General features: G+C 66.3%; 18 protein-coding genes. 10 read left to right on the forward strand and 8 right to left on the reverse strand.

Translation table 11 applies throughout. The features are described from left to right. Window positions 1–106 precede the first annotated feature (106 nt). Window positions 107–2,455: an aldehyde dehydrogenase family protein gene (locus FVF75_RS05660; RefSeq protein ID WP_148376975.1), complete on the reverse strand. Its 2,349-nt coding sequence runs from the start codon at window positions 2,453–2,455 to the stop codon at window positions 107–109. A 4-nt stretch (window positions 2,456–2,459) separates the two neighbouring features. After that, window positions 2,460–3,467, reverse strand: coding sequence for a deoxyribose-phosphate aldolase (gene deoC / locus FVF75_RS05665; protein ID WP_246138006.1), 1,008 nt, complete (start codon window positions 3,465–3,467; stop codon window positions 2,460–2,462). Between the two features lie 439 nt (window positions 3,468–3,906). Here deoC and FVF75_RS05670 point away from each other — a divergent pair, with 439 nt between their 5' ends. The 5 genes from FVF75_RS05670 to oppF all read left to right on the forward strand — a co-directional run bounded on the left by FVF75_RS05670 (window position 3,907) and on the right by oppF (window position 9,424). Then, window positions 3,907–5,517 carry a peptide ABC transporter substrate-binding protein gene (locus FVF75_RS05670; protein WP_246138007.1) on the forward strand — a complete coding sequence of 537 codons (1,611 nt, stop codon included), beginning with the start codon at window positions 3,907–3,909 and terminating at the stop codon, window positions 5,515–5,517. A 71-nt stretch (window positions 5,518–5,588) separates the two neighbouring features. Beyond that, the gene (oppB, locus tag FVF75_RS05675; protein WP_148376977.1) at window positions 5,589–6,512 is read left to right on the forward strand and encodes an oligopeptide ABC transporter permease OppB; all 924 of its coding nucleotides are present in this window, start codon (window positions 5,589–5,591) and stop codon (window positions 6,510–6,512) included. 57 nt (window positions 6,513–6,569) lie between these two features. Further along, the gene (locus tag FVF75_RS05680) at window positions 6,570–7,460 is read left to right on the forward strand and encodes an ABC transporter permease subunit (protein WP_246138026.1); all 891 of its coding nucleotides are present in this window, start codon (window positions 6,570–6,572) and stop codon (window positions 7,458–7,460) included. 9 nt (window positions 7,461–7,469) lie between these two features. Further along, window positions 7,470–8,447, forward strand: a complete 978-nt coding sequence (locus tag FVF75_RS05685) for an oligopeptide/dipeptide ABC transporter ATP-binding protein (RefSeq protein WP_148376979.1) — start codon at window positions 7,470–7,472, stop codon at window positions 8,445–8,447. Beyond that, window positions 8,444–9,424: a murein tripeptide/oligopeptide ABC transporter ATP binding protein OppF gene (oppF, locus tag FVF75_RS05690; RefSeq protein WP_148376980.1), complete on the forward strand. Its 981-nt coding sequence runs from the start codon at window positions 8,444–8,446 to the stop codon at window positions 9,422–9,424. Before FVF75_RS05685 ends, oppF begins: the two co-directional genes overlap by 4 nt. A gap of 15 nt (window positions 9,425–9,439) precedes the next feature. On the opposite strand, the gene FVF75_RS05695 is transcribed toward oppF, so the two are convergent. Continuing rightward, window positions 9,440–10,462 (reverse strand): NADP-dependent oxidoreductase, encoded by a 1,023-nt coding sequence (locus tag FVF75_RS05695; RefSeq protein WP_148376981.1) that lies wholly within the window; start codon window positions 10,460–10,462, stop codon window positions 9,440–9,442. A gap of 93 nt (window positions 10,463–10,555) precedes the next feature. On the opposite strand from FVF75_RS05695, the gene FVF75_RS05700 reads away from it, so the two are divergent. The 5 genes from FVF75_RS05700 (at window position 10,556) to FVF75_RS05720 (ending at window position 16,579) form a co-directional block, all read left to right on the forward strand. After that, window positions 10,556–12,187, forward strand: a complete 1,632-nt coding sequence (locus FVF75_RS05700; RefSeq protein WP_148376982.1) for a long-chain fatty acid--CoA ligase — start codon at window positions 10,556–10,558, stop codon at window positions 12,185–12,187. A 66-nt stretch (window positions 12,188–12,253) separates the two neighbouring features. Continuing rightward, complete coding sequence (locus tag FVF75_RS05705; protein WP_148376983.1) at window positions 12,254–13,456, forward strand: acetyl-CoA C-acyltransferase; 1,203 nt, start codon at window positions 12,254–12,256, stop codon at window positions 13,454–13,456. A gap of 79 nt (window positions 13,457–13,535) precedes the next feature. Continuing rightward, window positions 13,536–14,771 carry an acyl-CoA dehydrogenase family protein gene (locus FVF75_RS05710; protein ID WP_148376984.1) on the forward strand — a complete coding sequence of 412 codons (1,236 nt, stop codon included), beginning with the start codon at window positions 13,536–13,538 and terminating at the stop codon, window positions 14,769–14,771. Window positions 14,772–14,775: 4 nt separating this feature from the next. Further along, window positions 14,776–15,804, forward strand: coding sequence for a phosphotransferase family protein (locus FVF75_RS05715; RefSeq protein ID WP_148376985.1), 1,029 nt, complete (start codon window positions 14,776–14,778; stop codon window positions 15,802–15,804). Next, window positions 15,797–16,579 carry an SDR family NAD(P)-dependent oxidoreductase gene (locus FVF75_RS05720; protein WP_148376986.1) on the forward strand — a complete coding sequence of 261 codons (783 nt, stop codon included), beginning with the start codon at window positions 15,797–15,799 and terminating at the stop codon, window positions 16,577–16,579. The genes FVF75_RS05715 and FVF75_RS05720 overlap by 8 nt, the downstream gene beginning before the upstream one ends. A gap of 27 nt (window positions 16,580–16,606) precedes the next feature. Here FVF75_RS05720 and FVF75_RS05725 read toward each other — a convergent pair whose 3' ends face one another. The 5 genes from FVF75_RS05725 to FVF75_RS05745 form a co-directional block, all read right to left on the reverse strand. Beyond that, window positions 16,607–17,737 carry an ABC transporter permease gene (locus FVF75_RS05725; protein WP_148376987.1) on the reverse strand — a complete coding sequence of 377 codons (1,131 nt, stop codon included), beginning with the start codon at window positions 17,735–17,737 and terminating at the stop codon, window positions 16,607–16,609. Continuing rightward, window positions 17,737–18,687: an ABC transporter ATP-binding protein gene (locus FVF75_RS05730; RefSeq protein WP_148376988.1), complete on the reverse strand. Its 951-nt coding sequence runs from the start codon at window positions 18,685–18,687 to the stop codon at window positions 17,737–17,739. Before FVF75_RS05730 ends, FVF75_RS05725 begins: the two co-directional genes overlap by 1 nt. After that, a complete protein-coding gene (locus tag FVF75_RS05735; protein WP_148376989.1) occupies window positions 18,684–19,637 on the reverse strand; it encodes an HlyD family secretion protein in 954 nt (317 codons plus the stop codon). The genes FVF75_RS05730 and FVF75_RS05735 overlap by 4 nt, the downstream gene beginning before the upstream one ends. Beyond that, a complete protein-coding gene (locus FVF75_RS05740) occupies window positions 19,630–20,283 on the reverse strand; it encodes a TetR/AcrR family transcriptional regulator (RefSeq protein WP_148376990.1) in 654 nt (217 codons plus the stop codon). Before FVF75_RS05740 ends, FVF75_RS05735 begins: the two co-directional genes overlap by 8 nt. Before the next feature lie 71 nt (window positions 20,284–20,354). After that, complete coding sequence (locus FVF75_RS05745) at window positions 20,355–21,464, reverse strand: CaiB/BaiF CoA transferase family protein (protein WP_148376991.1); 1,110 nt, start codon at window positions 21,462–21,464, stop codon at window positions 20,355–20,357. Window positions 21,465–21,544 lie beyond the last annotated feature (80 nt).

A 21,544-nucleotide genomic window follows, 5' to 3' on the forward strand; every position in this document is an offset into this window, starting at 1 on the left:
TGACGACACAAGAGCGCCGAGAGTTTCTGTCAATCTTCCGCATCAAGGATAGTAGTAGCTTGATCAGGTCGAACCCGCAAAAAATTGAAATGCGAGAATATCCTCCCTACTCCCCGAACGGTATCCAAGTCGTCTTGACCTCGGTCGCGTGCTGCAGGAACTCCCGCCCTTCACTCTCCGCACCAAACCAGTCCCGCGCCAGCCCATTATTCACCCAGGTTCGTTTCAGGTTGCCCGCGCTCTCGGCCTCGATCATCGCGGACAGGTCCGCGCCCGACTGGCTCCAGATCGCGTCGACGTCGAGGTGGCCGGCCAGTGCCTTGGCGAAGTCGTCATGCGGGCCGGTCAGGATGTTGACCACGCCCGCCGGCACGTCCGAGGTCTCGAGCACCTGGTAGAAGTCCGTGGCGGCCAGCGGGAAGGGGTGCGAGGCGGCCAGCACCACGCGGTTGCCCATCGCGATTGCCGGTGCCATCAGCGACACGAGGCCCAGCAGCGGCGCCTCGTCCGGGCAGAACGCGCCGATCACGCCGACCGGTTCGTTCATCGCCAGCGCGGTTCCGCGCAGCGGCACGGGCTTGGCCGCGCCGTCGTATTTGTCGGCCCAGGCGGCGTAGGTGAACAGCCGGTCGATGCTGGCCGCGACCTCGCGCGCGCCGTGCCGCCCGCCCATCATCGCGTCGATCCGGGCGGCGAATTCATCCGCCCGCGCCGAAAGGTTTTCGCCGATATAGAACAGGATCTGCGCGCGCAGATGAGCCGTGGCGCGCGCCCAACCGGAAGCCGCCCGCGCCGCCTCGACCGCGTTCCTCACGTCCTTGCGGTTGGCGATCCCGGCGTGGCCCAGAAGCTTGCCGGACTTCGCCCAGACCGCGCGGGAATAGCCGCCGTCGGGCCGCGCCTGCTTGCCGCCGATGAACAGCTTGGCGGTGCGGTCGAGGTCGGGGCCGGTGGCGCTGGCCGGGGCCGGGAAGGGGGCGATGGGCTTCAGCGCCCTGGCCTTGCGCACGGGCCGGGTGTAGGCCAGCAGCCCCTCCCACCCGCCTTCGCGCCCGAAGCCGCTCTCGCGCACGCCGCCGAAACCGGCCGCCGCGTCGAACATGTTGGTGCCGTTCACCCAGACCACGCCCGCCGCCAGTTTTGGCGCCACATCCAGCGCAAGGTTGATGTTTTCGCTCCAGACGCTCGCCGCGAGGCCATAGCGGGTGTTGTTGGCCAGTTCGACCGCCTCGGCGGGGGTGCGGAAGGTGGTCGAGACCAGCACGGGCCCGAAAATCTCCTCCTGCATCAGCCGCGCCGCCGGGTCGAGCCCGGTGATCAGCGTCGGCGGGTAGTAGCTGCCCTGGTCGGGCAGTTTGCAGGGCGCGTGATAGACCTCACCGTCCTTGCCGCCCTCGGCCACCATGCGGGTGATCGTCTCAAGCTGCACCGGATCGACGATGGCGCCGATGTCGATGGACTTGTCCAAGGGATCGCCCATCCGCAGCGTCGCCATGCGCGCCTTGAGCTTGGTGTGGAACCGGTCGGCGATGCTTTCCTGCACGATCAGGCGCGACCCGGCGCAGCAGACCTGCCCCTGATTGAACCAGATCGCGTCCACCAGCCCCTCGATGGCGCTGTCGATATCAGCGTCGTCGAACACGATGTAGGGCGACTTGCCGCCCAACTCCAACGTCAGTGACTTGCCCGACCCGGCGGTCGCGCGGCGGATGATCCGGCCGACTTCGGTGGACCCCGTGAAGGCGATCTTGTCGACCTCGGAGGCGACCAGCGCCGCGCCGGTCGAACCTTCGCCGGTGACGAAATTGACCACCCCCGGCGGCAGCCCCGCCTCGGAGCAGATCTCGGCAAACACCATGGCCGACAGCGAGGTGTATTCCGCCGGTTTCAGGACCACCGTGTTGCCCATCGCGATGGCGGGTGCGATCTTCCACGACAGCATGAGCAGCGGGAAGTTCCACGGGATGATCTGGCCGCAGACGCCCAGCGCCTCGCGGTCCGGCAATTCGGAGCCCATCAGTTGCGCCATGCCGGCGTGATAGTAGAAATGCCGCGCCACCAGCGGCACGTCGATGTCGCGGCTTTCGCGGATCGGCTTGCCGTTGTCCAGCGTCTCGATCACCGCCAGCAAGCGGCTGTGTTTCTGCACCAGCCGGGCGATGGCATAGAGATAGCGCGCGCGCTGATGCCCGGTGAGTTTCGCCCAGCTCGGCTGCGCCTTGCGCGCAGCGGCGACGGCGACGTTCACCTCGTCCGGGGTCGAGCGCGTCAGCCCCGCCAGCCGCTCGCCGGTGGCCGGGTTGGACAGCACCATGTCCTCGCGCAGCGGCCCCCATTTGCCGCCCACGTAGTTGCCCGCGATGCCGCCCCGCGCCGCGATCCAGGCCATCGCCTCGGCGGCGCTTTCCGGGGCGGGTCCGTAGTCCATGCTGTCGAAGATTTCCTTGACGGTCATTCTTTCACCCCATCGCGTGGCGGTAGCTGGCCGAGTAATGCCCGGTCACATGGTGTTCCAACTGGCGCTCGATGTCGCCCAGAAGGCTCGACGCGCCGAAGCGGAACAGGTGCGGCGACAGCCAGGCGTCGCCCAACTCGTCCTTGAGCAGCGACAGGTAGATCAGCGAATCCTTGGCCTTCGAGATCCCGCCCGCGGGTTTGTAGCCGACGCGATACCCCGTGCGCTCGTGATAGTCGCGGATCGCGCGCATCATCACGAGGCTGACGGGCAGGGTGGCGTTCACGCTTTCCTTGCCGGTCGAGGTCTTGATGAAATCCGCCCCCGCCATCATCGCCACCAGCGAGGCGCGCGCGACGTTGCGCAAGGAACCTAGCTCGCCCGTGGCCAGGATCGCCTTCATATGCGCGTCGCCGCATTCGGCCCGCATCTCGCGCACCTCGTCGAAGAGCGCCTGCCAGTCGCCGGTCAGCACGTGGCGGCGGGAAATCACGATGTCGATCTCGCTGGCCCCGGCGCGCACGCTTTCGCCGATCTCGGCCAGCCGCAGCTTGTAGGGGCTGAGGCCCGCCGGAAACCCGGTCGAAACCGCGGCCACCGGGATGCCGGTGCCTTTCAGCGCCGCCACCGCGGTCGGCACCATTTCGTGATAGACGCAGACCGCGCCGGTTGTGATGCCTTCGACCCCGAGGGCGGCCAGGATATCCTCGCGCACCGGTTGGCGGGCCTTGGCACACAGCCGCCGCACCCGGCCCGGCGTATCGTCGCCCGCCAGCGTGGTCAGGTCGATCATGGTGATCGCCTTCAAGAGCCACGCCGCCTGATGCTCTTTCTTGAGCGACCGCCGCGTGCCGATCGTCGCCGCCCGGCGTTCGATCGCCGAGGTGTTGGCCTGCGCCGCGCGCACCCAATCCATGTCCAGCGCCATACCGGGGTTGCGCGCCTCGGTCGTCTGCGGCAGTTGCGCCGTCCCCGTGCCGGTCTGCGCCGTCGCCTCGCGTTCGGTCTGCACCTCGTCCTCCCAGGGCCTTTGCGGTCGGGAAGAAAGTCGCACGGGCCGGGTGGAATGGCAAGATTTACCGGGCGGTCAAAACCGGCCCCCGGATGCGCCGGGCGATCCGCGCGGAGAATCGCCACGGCGCGCGGCGCGGGCCAAGATCTGGGGGGTTGCGCAACGATGATGCGCGACCGGTCAATTTTCGCGGAGGGCCGGTCGGCGTGGTTGGTCAGGGCCGCCTCCAAACTCCCTAATTCGTTGAAACAAAACCGCTTTGAACGGGTGCCGCGTTGGGCCGGCTTTCCGTTGGGGAAGGAGTTGTGGAGAATCTGACCTTAAGGCTAGACTAAACCTATCCGCGTGCGCGGGCCGGGTGAGTCTTTCGGCCCGAAATAGGTATGTCCAACGCGCGCGTGACGTTGAACAGAGAGGAGTCACAATAATGAAAATCACCATGAGAGCGGCCCTGCTGGCCTCGGCTGTCGCCTTTGCCAGCCCGGCCCTTGCCGCCGGCACCGGCCCGAACGGCGAGCCGCTGGCCGACGATCAGACCTTCACCTACCGCGTGCTCGACGAGCACAGCTCGGTCGACCCGCAGATCGTCGAGGACGTGTCCGGCTCCGAAATCGTGCGTGACCTGTTCGAAGGTCTCTACAACCAGGATGCCGATGGCAACCTCGTGCCGGGCGTGGCCCTGTCGCACGAGCTTTCCGAAGACCGGATGACCTATACCTTCAAGCTGCGCCCCGAGGCCAAGTGGTCCGATGGCACCCCGGTGACGGCGGGCGATTTCGTCTATGGCTGGCAGCGTCTGGCCGACCCGGAAACCGCTTCGCCCTACCAGTGGTTCGTTTCGGTGATGAATCTGAAGAACGCCGAGGCGATCACGGCCGGCGAGATGGGCGTCGAGGAACTGGGCGTGAAGGCGATCGACGATCACACGCTCGAGGTCACGCTGGAAAGCCCGATGACCTACTTCCCGCTGACCACCACCCACGCCTCGACCTTCCCCAGCCCGAAATGGGTGATCGACGAGCATGGTGCGGACTGGACCAAGCCCGAGAATATCGTGGTGAACGGCGCCTACATCCTGACCGAACACGTGCCGCAGGAACGCTCGGTGCGCGAGCGCAACGAGATGTATTGGGACAACGAAGGCACCATCATCGACAAGGTGACGGCGCTGGTCATCAACGACGAGAACGTGGCGCTGACCCGCTACCTCGCCGGTGAGCTTGACCGCACCGAAGTGCCGGCCGGCCAGTATCCCTCGCTGAAAGAGCAATACCCGGACCAGGCGCTGAGCTTCCCGCGCCTGTGCAACTACTACTTCAACTTCAACCTGTCCGACATGGGGCCGGAAGCGACGCAGGATGTGCGCGTCCGTCAGGCGCTGTCGCTTGCGGTGAACCGCGACATCATCGTCGAGAACGTGCTTCAGGGCGGCCAGTTCCCGGCCTACACCTTCACCCCGGCGGCAACGGCCAACTTCGAGGTGCCGGAGATCGAATACGCCAACTGGACCCAGGCCGAGCGTGATGCCCGGGCCAAGGAACTGCTGGCCGAGGCCGGCTATGGCCCGGACAACCCGCTGGAGCTGACCTACCTCTACAACACCTCCGAGGCGCACAAGAAGATCGCCATCGCGGTGTCGCAGATGTGGAAGCAGACCCTCGGCGTGAACGTGACGCTGGAAAACCAGGAGTGGAAGACCTTCCTCGAGACCCGCGGCAACCACGACTTCGAGATCGCGCGCGGCGCCTGGTGCGGCGACTACAACGAGGCGTCGACCTTCCTCGACCTCGTGCAGACCGAGTCGGGCTACAACGACGCGGCCTATTCCAACGCCGAAGTCGACCAGCTTCTGAAAGAAGCCAAGGCGATGGACGATCCGCAGCCCAACTACACCCGGGTGGAAGAGATCCTGTCCGAGGAAATGCCGGTCATCCCGATCTATCACTATGCCGGCGTCTACATGATGGTGCCGGAAATCTCGGGCTCCTGGCCGGTGCAGAACGTCGAACAGAACTGGTATTCGAAAGACCTTTACAAAGTCGCCGAATGACGTTTTGACGCAAACGAGGGACGCCGCGGGCAAGGCTCGCGGCGTCCCGATTGTCTTGTCGGGGTTCGCCCATGCTCAGCTTCATCATCCGACGCATGGCGGTGGCCATCCCAACGCTTCTGGTGCTGGTGGTCGCGTCGTTCTACCTGATGCAATTCGCGCCGGGTGGGCCGTTCACCTCCGAACGCCCGCTGCCGCAGCAGGTGCTGGACAACATCGAGGCGAAATACGGCCTCGACCAGCCGACCTGGAAGCAGCTTCTGGATTATGTCGGCGGCATCGTCACCCAGTTCGATTTCGGCCCGTCCTATAAATACAAGGACCGGACCGTCAACGACATCATCGCCCAGGGCTTTCCGGTGACACTGACCTACGGCACGATCTCCTTCGTTCTGGCCATCCTCGTCGGCGGCGCGCTGGGCATCGCGGCGGCGATCCGGCAGAACTCGTGGCTCGACTATTTCGCGGTCGGCATCACCATCGGCGCGCAGGTGCTGCCGAACTTCGTGATGGCCCCGATCCTGATCCTGGTGTTCTCGCTGTGGCTGGGCTGGCTGCCTGGCGGCGGCTGGAACGGCGGCCAGTGGGATCATGTCATCATGCCGGTGATCGCGCTGTCGACCTCCTACATGGCCTCGATCGCGCGCCTCACGCGCTCGTCGATGCTCGAGGTGCTGCGCTCGAATTTCATCCGCACCGCCCGCGCCAAGGGCCTGCCCGACCGCACCATCATCTGGCGCCACGCGCTCAAGCCGACGCTGTTGCCGGTGGTGTCCTACCTCGGCCCGGCCTTCGTCGGCATGGTCACGGGGTCGTTCATCATCGACACGATCTTCTCGACCGGGGGCGTCGGCTATTTCTACGTCAACGCCGCCTTCAACCGCGACTACGCGGTGATGATGGGGCTGACGATCCTGCTCGGGTCGATGACGATCCTGTTCAACATGGTGGTCGATATCCTCTATGCGTGGATCGACCCCAAGATCCGGCTCTGAGGGGGCACGCGCATGTCACTTGCCAACCTGAACCCGCAGCAGCCCAAGACCGCCGAGATGGCTGAGCACATGGCCGAGGTGAAGGGCCGTTCGCTCTGGGCCGACGCCCGGGTGCGGTTCGTGCGCAACAAGGCGGCCATGGTCAGCCTCGTGGTGCTGATCCTGGTGTTTCTGTTCGCCTTCTTCGGCCACCTTCTGACGCCCTACGACAACGAGACGATCGACTGGAACGTGCTTGGCAACGTCGCCAAGGTCGGCCAGCCGTCGTTCGAGAACCGGCATTATTTCGGCTTCGACGACAGCGGCCGCGATCTCTATTCGCGTGTCGTGCAGGGCACCCAGATCAGCCTGATGGTCGGCATCGTCGGTGCCATGATCGCGGTGATCGTCGGCACCATCTACGGCGCGGTGGCCGGGTTCGTGGGCGGGCGGATCGACAACGCGATGATGCGCTTTGTCGATATCGCCATGTCGATCCCCTACATGTTCGTGTTGATCCTGCTTCTGGTGGTGTTCGGCCGCTCGATCGGGATGCTGTTCGTCGGCATCGGGCTGACCGCCTGGCTCGACATGAGCCGGATCGTGCGCGGCCAGACCCTGTCGATCAAGAACAAGGAATTCATCGAGGCCGCCGTCGCCACCGGCGTGCGCACGCCCACCATCATCCGCCGCCACATCGTGCCCAACCTGCTGGGCGTCGTCGTGGTCTATGCCACGCTGCTGGTGCCGCAGATGATCCTGACGGAAAGTTTCATTTCCTTCCTCGGCCTCGGCGTGCAGGAACCGCTGACCTCGTGGGGGGCGCTGATCTCGCAGGGCACCAGCACGATGAACTATGGCACCCTGTGGCAGTTGTTCTTCCCGCTGGCCTTCTTCGTGGTCACGATTTTCGCCTTTTTCTTCATCGGTGACGGGCTGCGCGACGCGCTCGATCCGAAGGACCGCTAGGAGAGCATGATGGCGCTTTTGGAAGTCCGCGACCTGACCGTCACCTTCGACACGCCCGACGGCACCGTCACGGCGGTGGACGGCATCAATTTCGACCTCAACCGGGGCGAGACCCTGGGCATCGTCGGCGAAAGCGGCTCGGGCAAAAGCCAGCTCGTGTTCGGCATCACCGGGCTTCTGGCCAGCAACGGGCGCGCGACCGGCTCCGCCAAGCTCGAGGGGCAGGAGATCGTGAACCTGCCCACCTCGAAACTCAACCGTATCCGGGCCGAGAAGATCGCGATGATCTTCCAGGACCCGATGACCTCGCTCAACCCCTACCTTCGCGTCTCCGACCAGATGGCCGAGGTGCTGGTGCATCACCGTGGCATCTCCAAGCGCGCCGCCGTGGCCGAGAGCGTGCGCCTGCTCGACGCCGTGCGCATTCCCGAGGCGAAAAGCCGGGTGACGATGTATCCGCACGAGTTTTCTGGCGGGATGCGCCAGCGGGTGATGATCGCGATGAGCCTCTTGTGCCAGCCCGACATCCTGATCGCGGACGAGCCCACCACCGCGCTCGACGTGACGGTGCAGGCGCAGATCATGCGGGTGTTGGCCGATCTGCAGGACGAGTTCGGCATGGCCATCATCCTGATCACCCATGACCTCGGCGTCGTCGCCGGCACCTGCGAGGAAACGCTGGTGATGTATGGCGGGCAGGTGATGGAGAACGGCAATACCGAGGCGATCTTCGAGCGCCCGACCCACCCCTACACGATGGGCCTGATGAAGGCGGTGCCGCGTCTCGACAAGGAAACCGAGATGCTGGAGACTATCCCCGGCAATCCGCCCAACATGATGGACATGCCCAAGGGCTGCCCCTTCGTGCCGCGCTGCGATTTCGCCGACGAGACCTGCTGGAAGGTGCGCCCGCCGCTTGAAATCGCACCCGGATTCGAGACCCGCAGACGCGCTTGCCACCGCACGCTGGAGGAACTGGAAGTATGACCGCCCCGATCCTCACGGTAACCGACCTCAAGGTCTGGTTCGATGTCAGGAAACCCGGCGCCATGCCCTGGGTCAAACCGCGCAGCCTCAAGGCCGTCGATGGCGTCAGCTTCGAGTTGTCGGCGGGCGAGACGCTGGGCATCGTCGGCGAGTCCGGCTGCGGCAAGTCCACCCTGGCGCGCGCCGTGATGCAGATGGTTCCGATCGAGGATGGCCGCGTGGTCTGGCTGGGCGACGACCTGACCGGGCTGGACACGCGCCAGATGCGCAAGCACCGCAGCCAGATGCAGATGATCTTTCAGGACCCGCTGGCCTCGCTCAACCCGCGCATGACCATCGGGCAGATCGTGGCCGAGCCGCTCAAGACGCATTTCCCCAACCTTTCCGCAAGCGAGATCAAGGCAAAGGTGCGCGAAGTGCTCGACCGGGTCGGCATCCTGCCCAACCTCGTCAACCGCTATCCGCACGAGTTTTCCGGCGGTCAGTGCCAGCGCATCGGCATCGCCCGCGCGCTGGTGGTCAACCCGCAGCTCATCATCTGCGACGAGCCGGTGTCGGCGCTCGACGTGTCGATCCAGGCGCAGGTGGTCAACCTGTTGATGAAACTGCAGAAAGACACCGGCGTTTCGCTGATCTTCATCGCCCATGACCTGAGCGTTGTGAAGCATATCTCGGACCGGGTGATGGTGCTCTACCTCGGTAACGTGATGGAAATTGCGACCTCGAAACAGCTCTACGCCAACCCCAAGCACCCCTATACCGAGGCGCTGATTTCAGCGGTGCCGATCCCCGACCCCAAGCTTGAGAAGGCCAAGGAGGTCATGCTGCTGGACATGGACCTTCCGTCACCGCTCGACCCGCCGTCGGGCTGCGTCTTTCGCACCCGCTGCCCGCTGGCCCAGCCGGTCTGCGCCGAGGTCAAGCCGCCGCTCGAGGACAAGGGCGAGGGGCAACTGGTCGCCTGCCATTTCCGCTGACGCGGGCACTCTTTCCTAGAGTTTGACGATCTGCTTGCCCCGGTTGCCGCCCTTCAACATCGCCATGAAGGCCGCCGGCGCGTTTTCCAGCCCTTCGGCCACGTCTTCGAGATACTTGACGGTGCCATCCGCCACCAGCGGCGCGACTTCGCCCAGGAACGTCGGAAACCGGTCCCAGTGGTCCGAGATGATGAAGCCCCTGATCGCCAGCCGTTTCACCAGCACGGTCCGCCACAGGCGGGGCAACTGGTCCGGCCCGTCCGGCGGCGCGTCGAGGTCGTAGTAGGCGACCATGCCGCACAGCGGAATGCGCCCGCCTGTGTTCATCAGCGGCAGCACGCCGTCCAGCACCTTGCCCGCGACGTTCTCGAAATAGATGTCGACGCCATCGGGCGCGGCCTCGGCAATCGCCGCGCGCATCTCGCGCCCGTCGGCATGGGCCCGGTGATCAAGGCAGGCGTCAAAGCCGAACATCTCGGTCGCCAGCCTGCATTTCTCGGCCCCGCCCGCGATCCCGACCGTGCGCAGCCCGTATTTCTTCGCCAACTGCCCCACCATCGAGCCGACCGGCCCGGTCGCCGCCGCCACCACCAGCGTTTCGCCCGCCTTGGGCTGGCCGTAGGCATTCAGCCCATGCCAGCCGGTGAACCCGGGCATCCCCAGAACTCCCAGCGCCGTGGTCGGCGGCAGCGCCGGGTCGAGCTTGATCAACCCCTTGCCCGACCTGACCGCATGGCTGGCCCAACCGAGATCGCCGGTGACCAGATCGCCCTCGGCAAGCCCCCTGGCCTTGGAGGCGATCACCACGCCCACACCCGCACCTTCCATCGGCGCGCCGACCTCGATGGGCGCAGAATAGCTTTTCGCCGCATCCATGCGTCCCCGCATGTATGGATCGAGCGAGAAATGCGTGACCCTGACCGCGACCTCGCCATCGCCCGGCTCGGGCAGGTCGAAATCCTCCAGCCGGAAGTTCCCCAGCGTCACCGCGCCCTGTGGCCGGCTGGCGAGGACAATTCGTTGCGCATCCTTCGGCATCTGTGCTTTCCTTCTGTCAATCCTTGCGGGCTCTCGTGACGCGAACAGAACCCGCCGGGAAAAGCAAGGGCAGACCCACCAGCGGAGGAATTGATGCAGGGCCTGATGATGAACCGCCCGCTGTCGATCATCGACATCCTGACCTATGCCGCCGAGGCGCATGCCGATGCCGGTATCGTGTCGGCCCGGACCGAAGGCGACATCCACCGCCAAAGCTACGTTGAAACGCTGGCCCGGGTCGGGCAACTGGCCCATGCCCTGCGCGCGCTGGGAATCGGTGAGGGCGACCGGGTGGCGACACTGGCCTGGAACGGCTACCGGCATTTCGAGCTTTACTATGCCGTGTCGGGGATCGGCGCGGTCTGTCACACGATCAACCCGCGGCTGTCGGCCGAACAGATGATTTATATCGTCAACCACGCCGAGGACCGGGTGATCTTCGTCGATACCACCTTCGTCCCGATCCTTGCCGGTCTGCGCGACCACCTGCCGCCCGATCTGCGCATCGTGGTGATGACGGATCACGACCACATGCCAGACACACCGATCGAGGTGCTGTGCTACGAGGGTCTGATCGACGGTCAGCCCGACACCTACGACTGGCCCGAGCTGGATGAGGACACCGCCGCGGGCCTGTGCTACAGCTCCGGCACCACCGGCAATCCCAAGGGCGCGCTCTACACCCACCGCTCGACCGTGCTGCACGGGCTGACGGTTTCGCTGGTGATGGGGCCGGCGCTGCCGCAGGGCACCAACGTGCTGCCGGTGGTGCCGCTGTTTCACGTCAACGCCTGGGGCCTGCCCTATGCCGGGCCGATGATGGGGGTGAACCTGGTAATGCCGGGGCCGGGGCTGGACGGGCCCAGCCTGTTCAAGCTGATGGAGTCCGAAGGCGTCTATTCCGCCTGGGGCGTGCCGACCGTCTGGATGGGGCTTCTGGCCGAGATCCGTGCCCAGGGCCGTCTGCCCGAGGGTTTCGGCGACGTGGTGATCGGCGGCTCGGCCCCGCCCCGCGCGATGATCGAGGCGTTCGAGAAACTCGGCGTCAAGGTCAACCACGCCTGGGGCATGACCGAGATGAGCCCGATCGGAACCCACGGCATCATTCCGCCCAAGATCCGCGACCTGCCGCTGGAAAAGCGCGTCGACTACCAGGTGCCGCAGGGCCGCCGGGTGTTCGGCGTCGAAATGAAGATCGTGGACGAGGCCGGCCATCGTCTGCCGCATGACGGCAAGGCAGCGGGCGAGCTTTTCGTGCGTGGCAATTCGGTGATCTGTGGCTACTACAACAACCCCGAGGCCAGTGCGGCGGCCATCGACGCCGATGGCTGGTTCGGCACCGGCGATGTCGCCTCGATCGACCCGGCCGGCTATCTGACCATCCAGGACCGCGCCAAGGATCTGATCAAGTCGGGCGGCGAGTGGATTTCCTCGATCGACCTCGAGAACGCGGCGATGTCGCACCCGGCCATCGCCAATTGCGCCGCCATCGGGGTGGCCCATCCGAAATGGGACGAACGCCCGGTGCTGATCGCGGTGGCGGCGGGCGAGGAGCGCCCGACGCTGGACGAGATGCACGCGCATATGGCCGCGCATTTCGCCAAGTGGCAGTTGCCGGACGATCTGATCTGGGTCGAGGCGCTGCCGCTCACCGCCACCGGCAAGGTCTCGAAAATGACGTTGCGGCACGACCTGGCCGATTACACCCATCCGGACGTGTCCTGACCCCGCCGGGGATGCGATGGTAAGCCCGTGGCCGAACCCTCGGCGAAAGACAGAAAGGACCATCCCATGCGCGACGCGCTCATCGTCTCTACCGCCCGCACCCCGATCGGCAAGGCCTATCGCGGTGCCTTCAACGACACCCAGGCCCAGGCCCTGATCGGCCATGCGGTGAAACACGCCGCCAGCCGTGCCGGGCTGGAGGGCGCCGAAATCGAGGACGTGATCGTCGGCGCGGCGCTGCAACAGGGCTCGACCGGCACCAACATCGGCCGCCAGGCCGCGATCCGCGCCGGGTTTCCCGACACCGTGTCGGGCATGTCGCTGGACCGGCAATGCGCCTCGGGCATGATGGCCATCGCCACTGCGGCGAAACAGGTGATCCATGACGGCATGGACATCGCTATCGGCGGCGGCGTCGAATCGATCAGCCTGGTGCAGACCGGCGACATGCGCATGGACCGCGCGCTCGACCCGTGGATCGTCGAGCACAAGCCGGCGCTCTACATGGCCATGCTGGAAACCGCCGAGGTGGTCGCCCAGCGCTACGGCGTCAGCCGCGAGGCGCAGGACGAATACGCCCTGCAATCGCAGCAACGCACCGCAGCGGCGCAGGCCGCGGGCAAGTTCGACGACGAGATCGTGCCGATGGCGTCCGTGATGAAGGTGAAGGACAAGGAAACCGGTGTGGTCTCCGATGTCGAGGTGACGCTCGAGAAGGACGAGGGCAACCGCCCCTCGACCACGCTCGAAGGACTGTCCTCGCTCAAACCCGTGCATTCCGGCGGCCAGCAGATCGCAGAGGGCGGTTTCATCACCGCCGGCAACGCCTCGCAGCTTTCCGATGGCGCCTCCGCCGCCGTGGTGATGGAGGCGCGCGAGGCCGAGCGTCGCGGGCTGACCCCCCTTGGCCGCTATGTCGGCATGGCGGTGGCGGGGCTGGACCCTGCCGAAATGGGCATCGGCCCGGTCCACGCGGTGCCGAAACTGCTCAAGCTCAATGGCCTGACGATGGACGACATCGGCTTGTGGGAACTGAACGAAGCCTTCGCCGTGCAGGTCATCTACAGCCGCGACACGCTTGGCATCCCGAACGATCTGCTCAACGTCAACGGCGGCGCGATTTCCATCGGCCACCCCTACGGCATGTCGGGCGCGCGCATGGTCGGCCACGCCCTGATCGAGGGCAAGCGGCGCGGCGCGCGCTATGTCGTCTGCACCATGTGCGTCGGCGGCGGCATGGGTGCGGCGGGCCTGTTCGAGGTGCTCTGAGGCAACCCCACCCGTTGTCGGGCGCGGCCCCGCCCGCTAGCCTGACAACGGGCAACCACCGAAACAAGGAGAAGGCCAGATGGATCTTGGCGTGACCGACAAGGTGCGACCGCTGATCGAGCAGGTGCGCAAGATGATCGCCGAAGAGATCGAGCCGCTGAACGAGGTGTTCTTTGCGGAGGTTGGCAAGCACCCCTCCGGCGACCGCTTCAAGCACACCGCCCGGCAGCTTGAAATCCTCGACGAGTTGAAGGCGAAGGCGCGCAAGCGGGGCCTGTGGAACTTCTGGCTGACCGGCAGCGACGAGGGCTATGGCCTGACCACGGTGGAATACGCCTATCTGGCCGAGGAAATGGGCAAGGTTCCGATCGCCGCCGAGGTGTTCAACTGCTCGGCGCCGGATACCGGCAACATGGAGGTGCTGGAACGCTACGGCACCGAGGCGCAGAAGGCCCGCTGGCTTGGCCCGCTGCTCGAGGGCGAGATCCGCTCGGCCTATGTGATGACCGAACCCGGCGTCGCCTCGTCCGATGCCGCCCAGCTTGATTTCCGCGCCGTGCGCGATGGCGACGACTGGGTGCTCAACGGCGAGAAATGGTGGATTTCCGGCGCAGGCGACCCGCGTTGTGCGGTCTACATCGTGATGGCCGCGACCGATCCCGACGCCCACAAGCACAGCCGCCACTCGATGTTCGTGATGCCCGCCGACACCCCAGGCGTCGAGGTCTTGCGCCCGATGGAGGTGTTCGGCGAGGACGACGCGCCGCACGGCCACATGCACATCCGCTTTACCGACGTGCGCATCCCCGCCGAGGCCATGATCCTGGGCCAGGGGCGCGGCTTCGAGGTGGCGCAGGGCCGGCTTGGCCCGGGCCGCATCCACCACACCATGCGCGCCATCGGCCAGGCCGAAAAGGCGCTGGAGATGATGTGCCGGCGCGGTCTGTCGCGCACCGCCTTCGGCAAGCGGCTGATCGAACTTGGCGCGAATTACGACATCATCGCCAACGCCCGCATGGAGATCGAGATGGCGCGGCTTCTCTGCCTCAAGGCGGCCTGGATGATGGACACCGCCGGCGTGCGCGAGGCGCAGCCGTGGATTTCCCAGATCAAGGTGGTCGCGCCGCTCATGGCCGGCAAGGTCATCGACGAGGCCATGCAACTGCACGGCGCGGCGGGCATCAGCCAGGATTTCGACCTCACCCGGATGTGGACCCATGTGCGCACGCTGCGCTTTGCCGATGGCCCGGACGCCGTCCATCGCCGCCAGGTCGCGCGCGCCGAACTGCGCAAATACACCAACGAAAAGATCTGAGCCGATGCCTCATGCCGCCGCCCAGCTTGACACCGAGGCCGTCGACCGCTGGCTGACCGCGCATCTGCCCGGCTATCGCGGCCCGCTCACCGCCGAGAAATTCGCCGCCGGGCAATCGAACCCCACCTTCCTTCTGCATGCCGCCTCGGGCGACTACGTGCTCCGGCGCAAGCCCCCCGGCCAGCTTCTGAAATCTGCCCATGCGGTCGATCGCGAGTTTCGCGTGCAAAAGGCGCTGGCGGGCACCGATGTGCCGGTCGCGCGGATGCATCTGCTTTGCGAGGATGAGAGCGTGATCGGCTCGGTCTTCTACGTCATGCAGGCGGTGCGGGGCCGGGCGATTCCAACCCCCGACATGCCCGGCGCAACGCCCGAGGAACGCGCCGCCGTCTTTGCCGAGATGGGCCGGGTTCTGGCGGCGATCCACGAGGTCGATATCGACGCCGTGGGTCTCTCCGACTTCGGCCCGCCCGGCAATTATTTCCACCGCCAGACCGACCGCTGGACCAAGCAATACCGCGCCTCCGAGACGCGTCAGATCGCCGACATGGACGCGCTGATCGGCTGGCTCGATGCCAACATGCCCGCGGATGACGGCCAGCGGCGGCTGGTGCATGGCGACTACCGCATCGACAACCTGATGTTTGCCGAGGATGGCCCGGCCTGCGTCGCGGTGCTCGATTGGGAGCTGTCCACCATCGGCCACCCCTATGCCGACCTTGCCGCGCTGATCATGCAATGGGCGATGCCGCCGGGCGGCGAGGGGCGGGGGCTGGCCGGGCTCGACCGCGCCGCGCTGGGCATCCCGAGCGACGAGGCGTTCACCGCGCAATACTGCGCCGCGCGCGGGCTGCCCGGCATCGACAACATGAACTTCTACCTCGCCTTTGCCTTTTTCCGCATGGGCGCGATCCTGCAAGGCGTGTTGAAACGCGCGCTTGACGGCAACGCCTCGAACCCGACGCTTGCGATCCGGCTGGGCGACGCCGTGCCGCAATTCGCCGCCAAGGGGCTTGAGGCCGCGCATGGCTGATTTCGCCGGAAAGGTCGTCCAGATCACCGGTGCGGCCTCGGGCCTCGGCGCGCTTGCGGCGCAGGAGTTTGCCGCGAAAGGCGCGCGGCTGATGTTGTCGGACGTGAACGCGGGCGGGCTGGACGAAATCACCCGCGCGCTTGCGGCCAGGGGAGCCGAGGTGCTGGCCGAGGCGTTTTCCGTCAGCGACGACAGCGCGATGGCCGCCCATGTCGCGGCGGGAGTGGCGCGGTTCGGGCGGCTCGATATCGCCCTGAACAACGCGGGCATCGCCGCCGGGCTGAACCGTCTGCCCGACATCCCGCTGGGGGACTACGACCGGATCATGGAGGTCAACGCCAGGGGCGTCTTTGTCGGGATGCGCCACCAGATCCCCGCGATGCTGGCGGCGGGCGGCGGTTCGATCCTCAACACCGCCTCGGCGGCAGGGCTGGTCGGGGCCGGGCAACTGGCCGCCTATGCCGCCTCGAAACACGCTGTGGTCGGCATGACCCGGTCGGCGGCGGACGAGCTTGCCCGCCACAACATCCGCGTCAACGCGAACTGCCCCAGTTTCGCCGACACCGCTATGGTGGCGGCGATGAGCGACGAGATCACCGCCCGCCACGCCATCCCACCGGATGAAGCCCGCGCTCGCATCGCCGCCCGCGTGCCGATGCACCGCGTCGCCGATCCGGCCGAGGTGGTGCAGGCGATGCTGTGGATCGTGTCGGACGAAAACAGCTTCATGACCGGGCAGGCGGTGTCGGTCGATGGTGGCCTGACGGCGATCTGAGCCAAACCATACGCTGCCGTATGCTATCTAGTCCAGCGTCTGCCGATAGCGCAGCATCGACACCACCACGATCACCGCGCCGATGATCGCCATCGCCCGCAGGTCCACCGCAATATCGGCCAGGTCCGCCCCCTTCAGCATCACCTTGCGCACCAGCCGCAGGAAATGCGTCGCGGGCATCGCGGCACCGATTGCCTGCGCCCAGCCCGGCATCCCGGCAAAGGGGAACATGAAGCCCGACAGCAGGATCGTCGGCAGGATCAGAAAGAAACTCGCCTGCATCGCCTGCATCTGGGTTTTCACCACCGTCGAGATCAGGAACCCCAGCGCCAGGTTGACCACGATATAGATGTTGAAGCCGACGAAGAACGCCAGCGGCGAGCCGATGAAGGGCACCCCGAACACCAGCCCCGCGCCGGCCAGGAACACGATGGTCTGGACATAGCCCACCAGCACATAGGGCAGCACCTTACCCACCATCACCTCGAACGGGCGCACCGGGGTGGCCAGCAGAGTCTCCATCGTGCCGCGCTCGACCTCGCGCACGATGGCGACGGCGGTGATCATCACCATCGTCATCGCGAGGATGATCGCCAAGAGGCCCGGCACGATGTTGATCGAGGTTTCGGCCTCGGGATTGAATTGCCGGTGCACCGAGACCGAGAACGGCGGCGGGCGGCCAGCGGCAAAGGCCAGCGGCCCCTCCAGCGTCTGCTTGATCGCCACCTCGACGATGCCCCCCAGCGCCGACACCGCCGAGCCAACGGCGGTCGGGTCCGAGGCGTCGGCGGCCACCAGGATGTCGGGCGACAGCCCCCGGATCACGTCACGCTCGAACCCCGGCGGGATCACCACGACGAAATTGGCGCTGCCGTCGCGCAGCGCCCGGTCGCCGTCTTCCTGCCCGGTCACGACACCGATGAAGTCGAAATAGTCGCTCGTCTCCATCCCCGCCAGCACGGCACGCGCGGTCGGACTTTCGTCGGCCATCTCTACCAGTGTCGGCAGGTTGTGCGGGTCCGAGTTGATCGCGAAGCCGAACAGGAACAACTGCACGATCGGGATCATGATCATCATCGCGAAGGTCATCCGGTCGCGCCGCATCTGGACGAATTCCTTGACCAGAACCGCCCCGAACCGCGCCAGCGACAGATGCATCATTCCCCCGGCCCCCCGGGTGCGCCGAAATTATCGGCGGCGGTCGCCATCAGGTAGATGAACGCCTCTTCCAGCTCGGTGTCCTTCTTCTGCCAGCGATGCGTGCCGTTCTTCTTCTTTTCCTCCGCAATCACCGCAGCCAGCGCCGCCTCGTCTGTGCCCGAGACATGCAGTTGCGCGCCGAAGCGGGCCACCTGCTCGACACCGGGGCGGCTGGCCAGCGCATCCTCCAACTCCGTCAGGTCGGGGCCATCCACGCGCCAGGTGTGCAGCCCGACCTTGGCCGGGATCTCCGCCGCAGGCCCGTCGATCAGTTTGCGGCCATAGGCGATATAGGCGATGAAATCGCACTGGATCGCCTCGTCCATGTAGTGCGTCGAGACCAGCACGGTGACGCCGCGCTTTGACAGCCGCCGGATCTCGTCCCAGAAATCGCGCCGCGCCTTGGGATCGACGCCCGCCGTGGGCTCATCGAGCAGCAAAAGCCGCGGCTGGTGCTGCATGCAGGCCGCCAGCGCCAGCCGCTGTTTCCAGCCGCCCGACAGCGTGCCCGCCAACTGGTCGCCGCGCCCCTCCAACCCCAGGTCGGTCAACGTCTTGTCCACCACCTTGCGCCGGTTTTTCAGCCGGTACATCCGGGCCATGAAATCGAGGTTCTCGCGGATCGTCAGATCGCCGTAGAGCGAGAATTTCTGCGTCATGTAGCCGACGTTTTCCTTGATCTTCGGCGCTTCGGTCAGGATGTCGTAGCCCAGGCATTCGCCCGCGCCGCCATCCGGCGTCAGAAGCCCGCACATCATCCGGATCGTGGTGGTCTTGCCCGAGCCGTTCGGCCCCAGAAAGCCATAGATCGCGCCCGGCGGCACATCCATGTCGACCGCGTCGACCACGGTCTTGTCGCCGAACACCTTGGTCAGCCCGCGCACCGAAATGGCCGGGGTGTCGGTCATTGCGGCCTCGTCAGGCTGACCGGCTGGCCCGGCATGAGGTCCGGCGCACCCTCGGGCCGGGCTTCGGCGCGAAACACCAGCCGGGCGCGTTCCTCGCGCGAATAGATCATCGGTGGCGTGTGCTGCGGATCGCTTGCCATACGCGTCAGTATGGCGCTCGCCCCCTCGGGGCAGCCGCTGCATTCCAGCGCCAGACGGTCACCAATCTCGAACTCGGCGCGGTCGGCCTCGGGCAGGAAAAACAGAACCTTGAAGGCGCCCGGCGGCAGGATCGACACCACCGGCGTGCCCGCTGCCGCCACTTCACCGGCCACGAAATAGACCTTCTCGACCCGACCCGCGACCGGCGCGGTGACCGCCATGTCGGCAAGCTGCGAGCGCGCAAGGTCGGCCTCGGCCCGGGCCGCCGTCAGGGTGGCGCGGGCCGCGATCAACTGTTCTTCGCGCGCCGGCAGTTCGGCCACGTCAAGCTGCGCGCGCAACTGTGCGACATGGGCGTTGGCAGACTCCAGCGCGGCCCGGTCGGCGTCGACGCGGGCTTGCGTGACGATCTCACGCTCGTAAAGGCTCTGGGTGCGCGCCAGGGTCGAGCGGGCCAGCGCCTGTTTCGCCTGCGCTTCTTCCAGAGACGCCCGGATCACGTCGATCTCCGCCTCGCGCCCGCCGGTCTCGAGGTTGCGCAGATTGGCTTCCGCCTGCGCCGTGCGGGCCTCGGCGGCGCGCAGGCTGGCCTCCTGCTTGGTGGCGTCCATGTCGAACAGCACCGCATCCGCGCCCAGTTCCGCCCCCTCGACCGCCGCCATCGTCGCGATCCGCCCCGTCACCGAGGCCGCGACATAGACGAAATCGGCCTCGACATAGCCGTTGTAGACCGGCGCGCCCCCGTCCCCGAGGCCGGGCAGGATCGCGGTGAGCAGGGCGGAAAACCAGCCAACGATATCGTCAAGCATTGTCGCCTCCGGGGGGTGTGAACAGCCCGTTCAACAGGATGTCGAGGTGATTATCGACCAGTCGTTTCAGGTCGAGCCCACCCTTCGGGGTAACCCCGAAAACCTCGGACAGAATGATGTGTATGACCACCGGCCCCATCAGCGATCGGATGGTCATTTCCGGGTCGACCGGGCGCAATTCGCCGCGCGCCACGCCCTGCGCGATCAGCCCCTCGACCGCGGGCATTGCCATGTTGAGCACGGCGTCGCGGTAGAAGGCGGCGATCTCAGGGGCGACGACGGCCTCGTGCAGCACGATCCGGGGCACGGCAAAGACCTTGGGGTCGTTCATCGCCTCGGCAATCACGCCCAGGATCGCCGGAAGCGCGGTGCGCAGATCGCCATGTGCCAGCGCGGCCTGTTCCAGTGCGCGCGCGCTGATCGGTGTGACCGCGCGCTTCACCAGCCCTTCGAGGATGGCCTGTTTCGACGGGAAATAGAGATAGACCGCGCCCTTGGAGATCCCCGCCTCACGCGCGATCTCGGCCACCGAGGTGGCGGCATAGCCCTTCTGGCCAAACAGCGTCAGCGCCGCGTCCAGCACCTCGTCGGGCCGGGCATCGGCGCGGCGGCGGAACTTGGGGGTGGGCGAGTCGGCATCGGTCATGCCTCCAAACTAACTGACCGGTCAGTTAGTTGCAATTCAATCCGGCGTGAAACGGGCCGAGGCAGGGCGCCTCAGCCCTTCTTCGGCAACACCGGCGCGGTCCGCTCCAGCGCCAGATCGGCGTCCGAGAACCGCCACGGCCCGCGCACCCCCGGCACCCCCTCGGGCTCGATCCGCAATCCCCGCGCCATCGCCTGTGGATCGGCGAAGGTATCGGCGATCTCGTTGATCGGCCCCGCCGGCACGGTCTCGGCCTCGAGCGCATCCAGCAGCGCGTCGCGGTCCCACTCGGCGCTGGCCTCCGACAGGATGTCCTTGAGCAGTTCGCGGTTGCCGATCCGCGCCGCGTTGGTGGCGAAGCGTTCGGTATCGGCCAGCGATTCCAGCCCCAGCACCCGGCACAGCGCGCGAAACTGCCGGTCGTTGCCAACCGCCACGATCACGTATCCGTCCGCCACCGGCAGCGTGTCGTAGGGCACGAGGTTCGGATGCGCATTGCCCAGCCGCCCCGGATTTTGCCCCGACACGAGGTAGTTCATCGCCTGGTTGGCCAGCATCGCCGTGGCGCAGTCGAACAGCGACATGTCGATCATCTGCCCGCGCCCGGTCTTGTGGCGCTGCTCGACCGCGGCAAGGATACCGATGGCGGCGTAAAGCCCCGTCACCACGTCCGACACCGCCACGCCCACCTTCATCGGGTCGCCGTCGGGCGTGCCGGTGATCGACATCAGCCCGGACAGACCCTGGATCATGAAGTCATAGCCCGCCTGTCCGGCGCGCGGTCCGTCCTGCCCGAACCCGGTGATCGAGCAATAGATCAGGCGCGGGTTCAGCGCGGCAAGGTTCGGATAGTCCAGCCTGTATTTCGCAAGCCCCCCGACCTTGAAATTCTCGATCACCACATCGGCTTCGGCCACCAGGTCGCGCACCACCTGTTGCCCCTCGGGCGTGCGGAAGTCGGCGATGATCGAGGTCTTGCCACGGTTGGTGGCATAGAAATAGGCCGCCGAGCGATCACCGTCACGTTCGATGAACGGCGGGCCCCAGCGGCGCGTGTCGTCGCCCTCGGGGCTTTCGACCTTGATCACCTCGGCCCCCAGATCGGCCAGCGCCTGACCGGCCCACGGCCCGGCCAGGATACGGGCCAACTCTACCACCTTCAGCCCTGCAAGCGGGGTCATGCGCGTCTCCTGTTTTGACCCTCGCTAGCATCCGGCCTGCCGGCGCGCAATCGCCCGGCGCCACCGGCCCGAAGGTTGGG

Origin of the sequence: Maritimibacter fusiformis, assembly GCF_008086115.1 — a bacterium.
GTDB classification, from domain to species: Bacteria; Pseudomonadota; Alphaproteobacteria; order Rhodobacterales; family Rhodobacteraceae; genus Muriiphilus; species Muriiphilus fusiformis.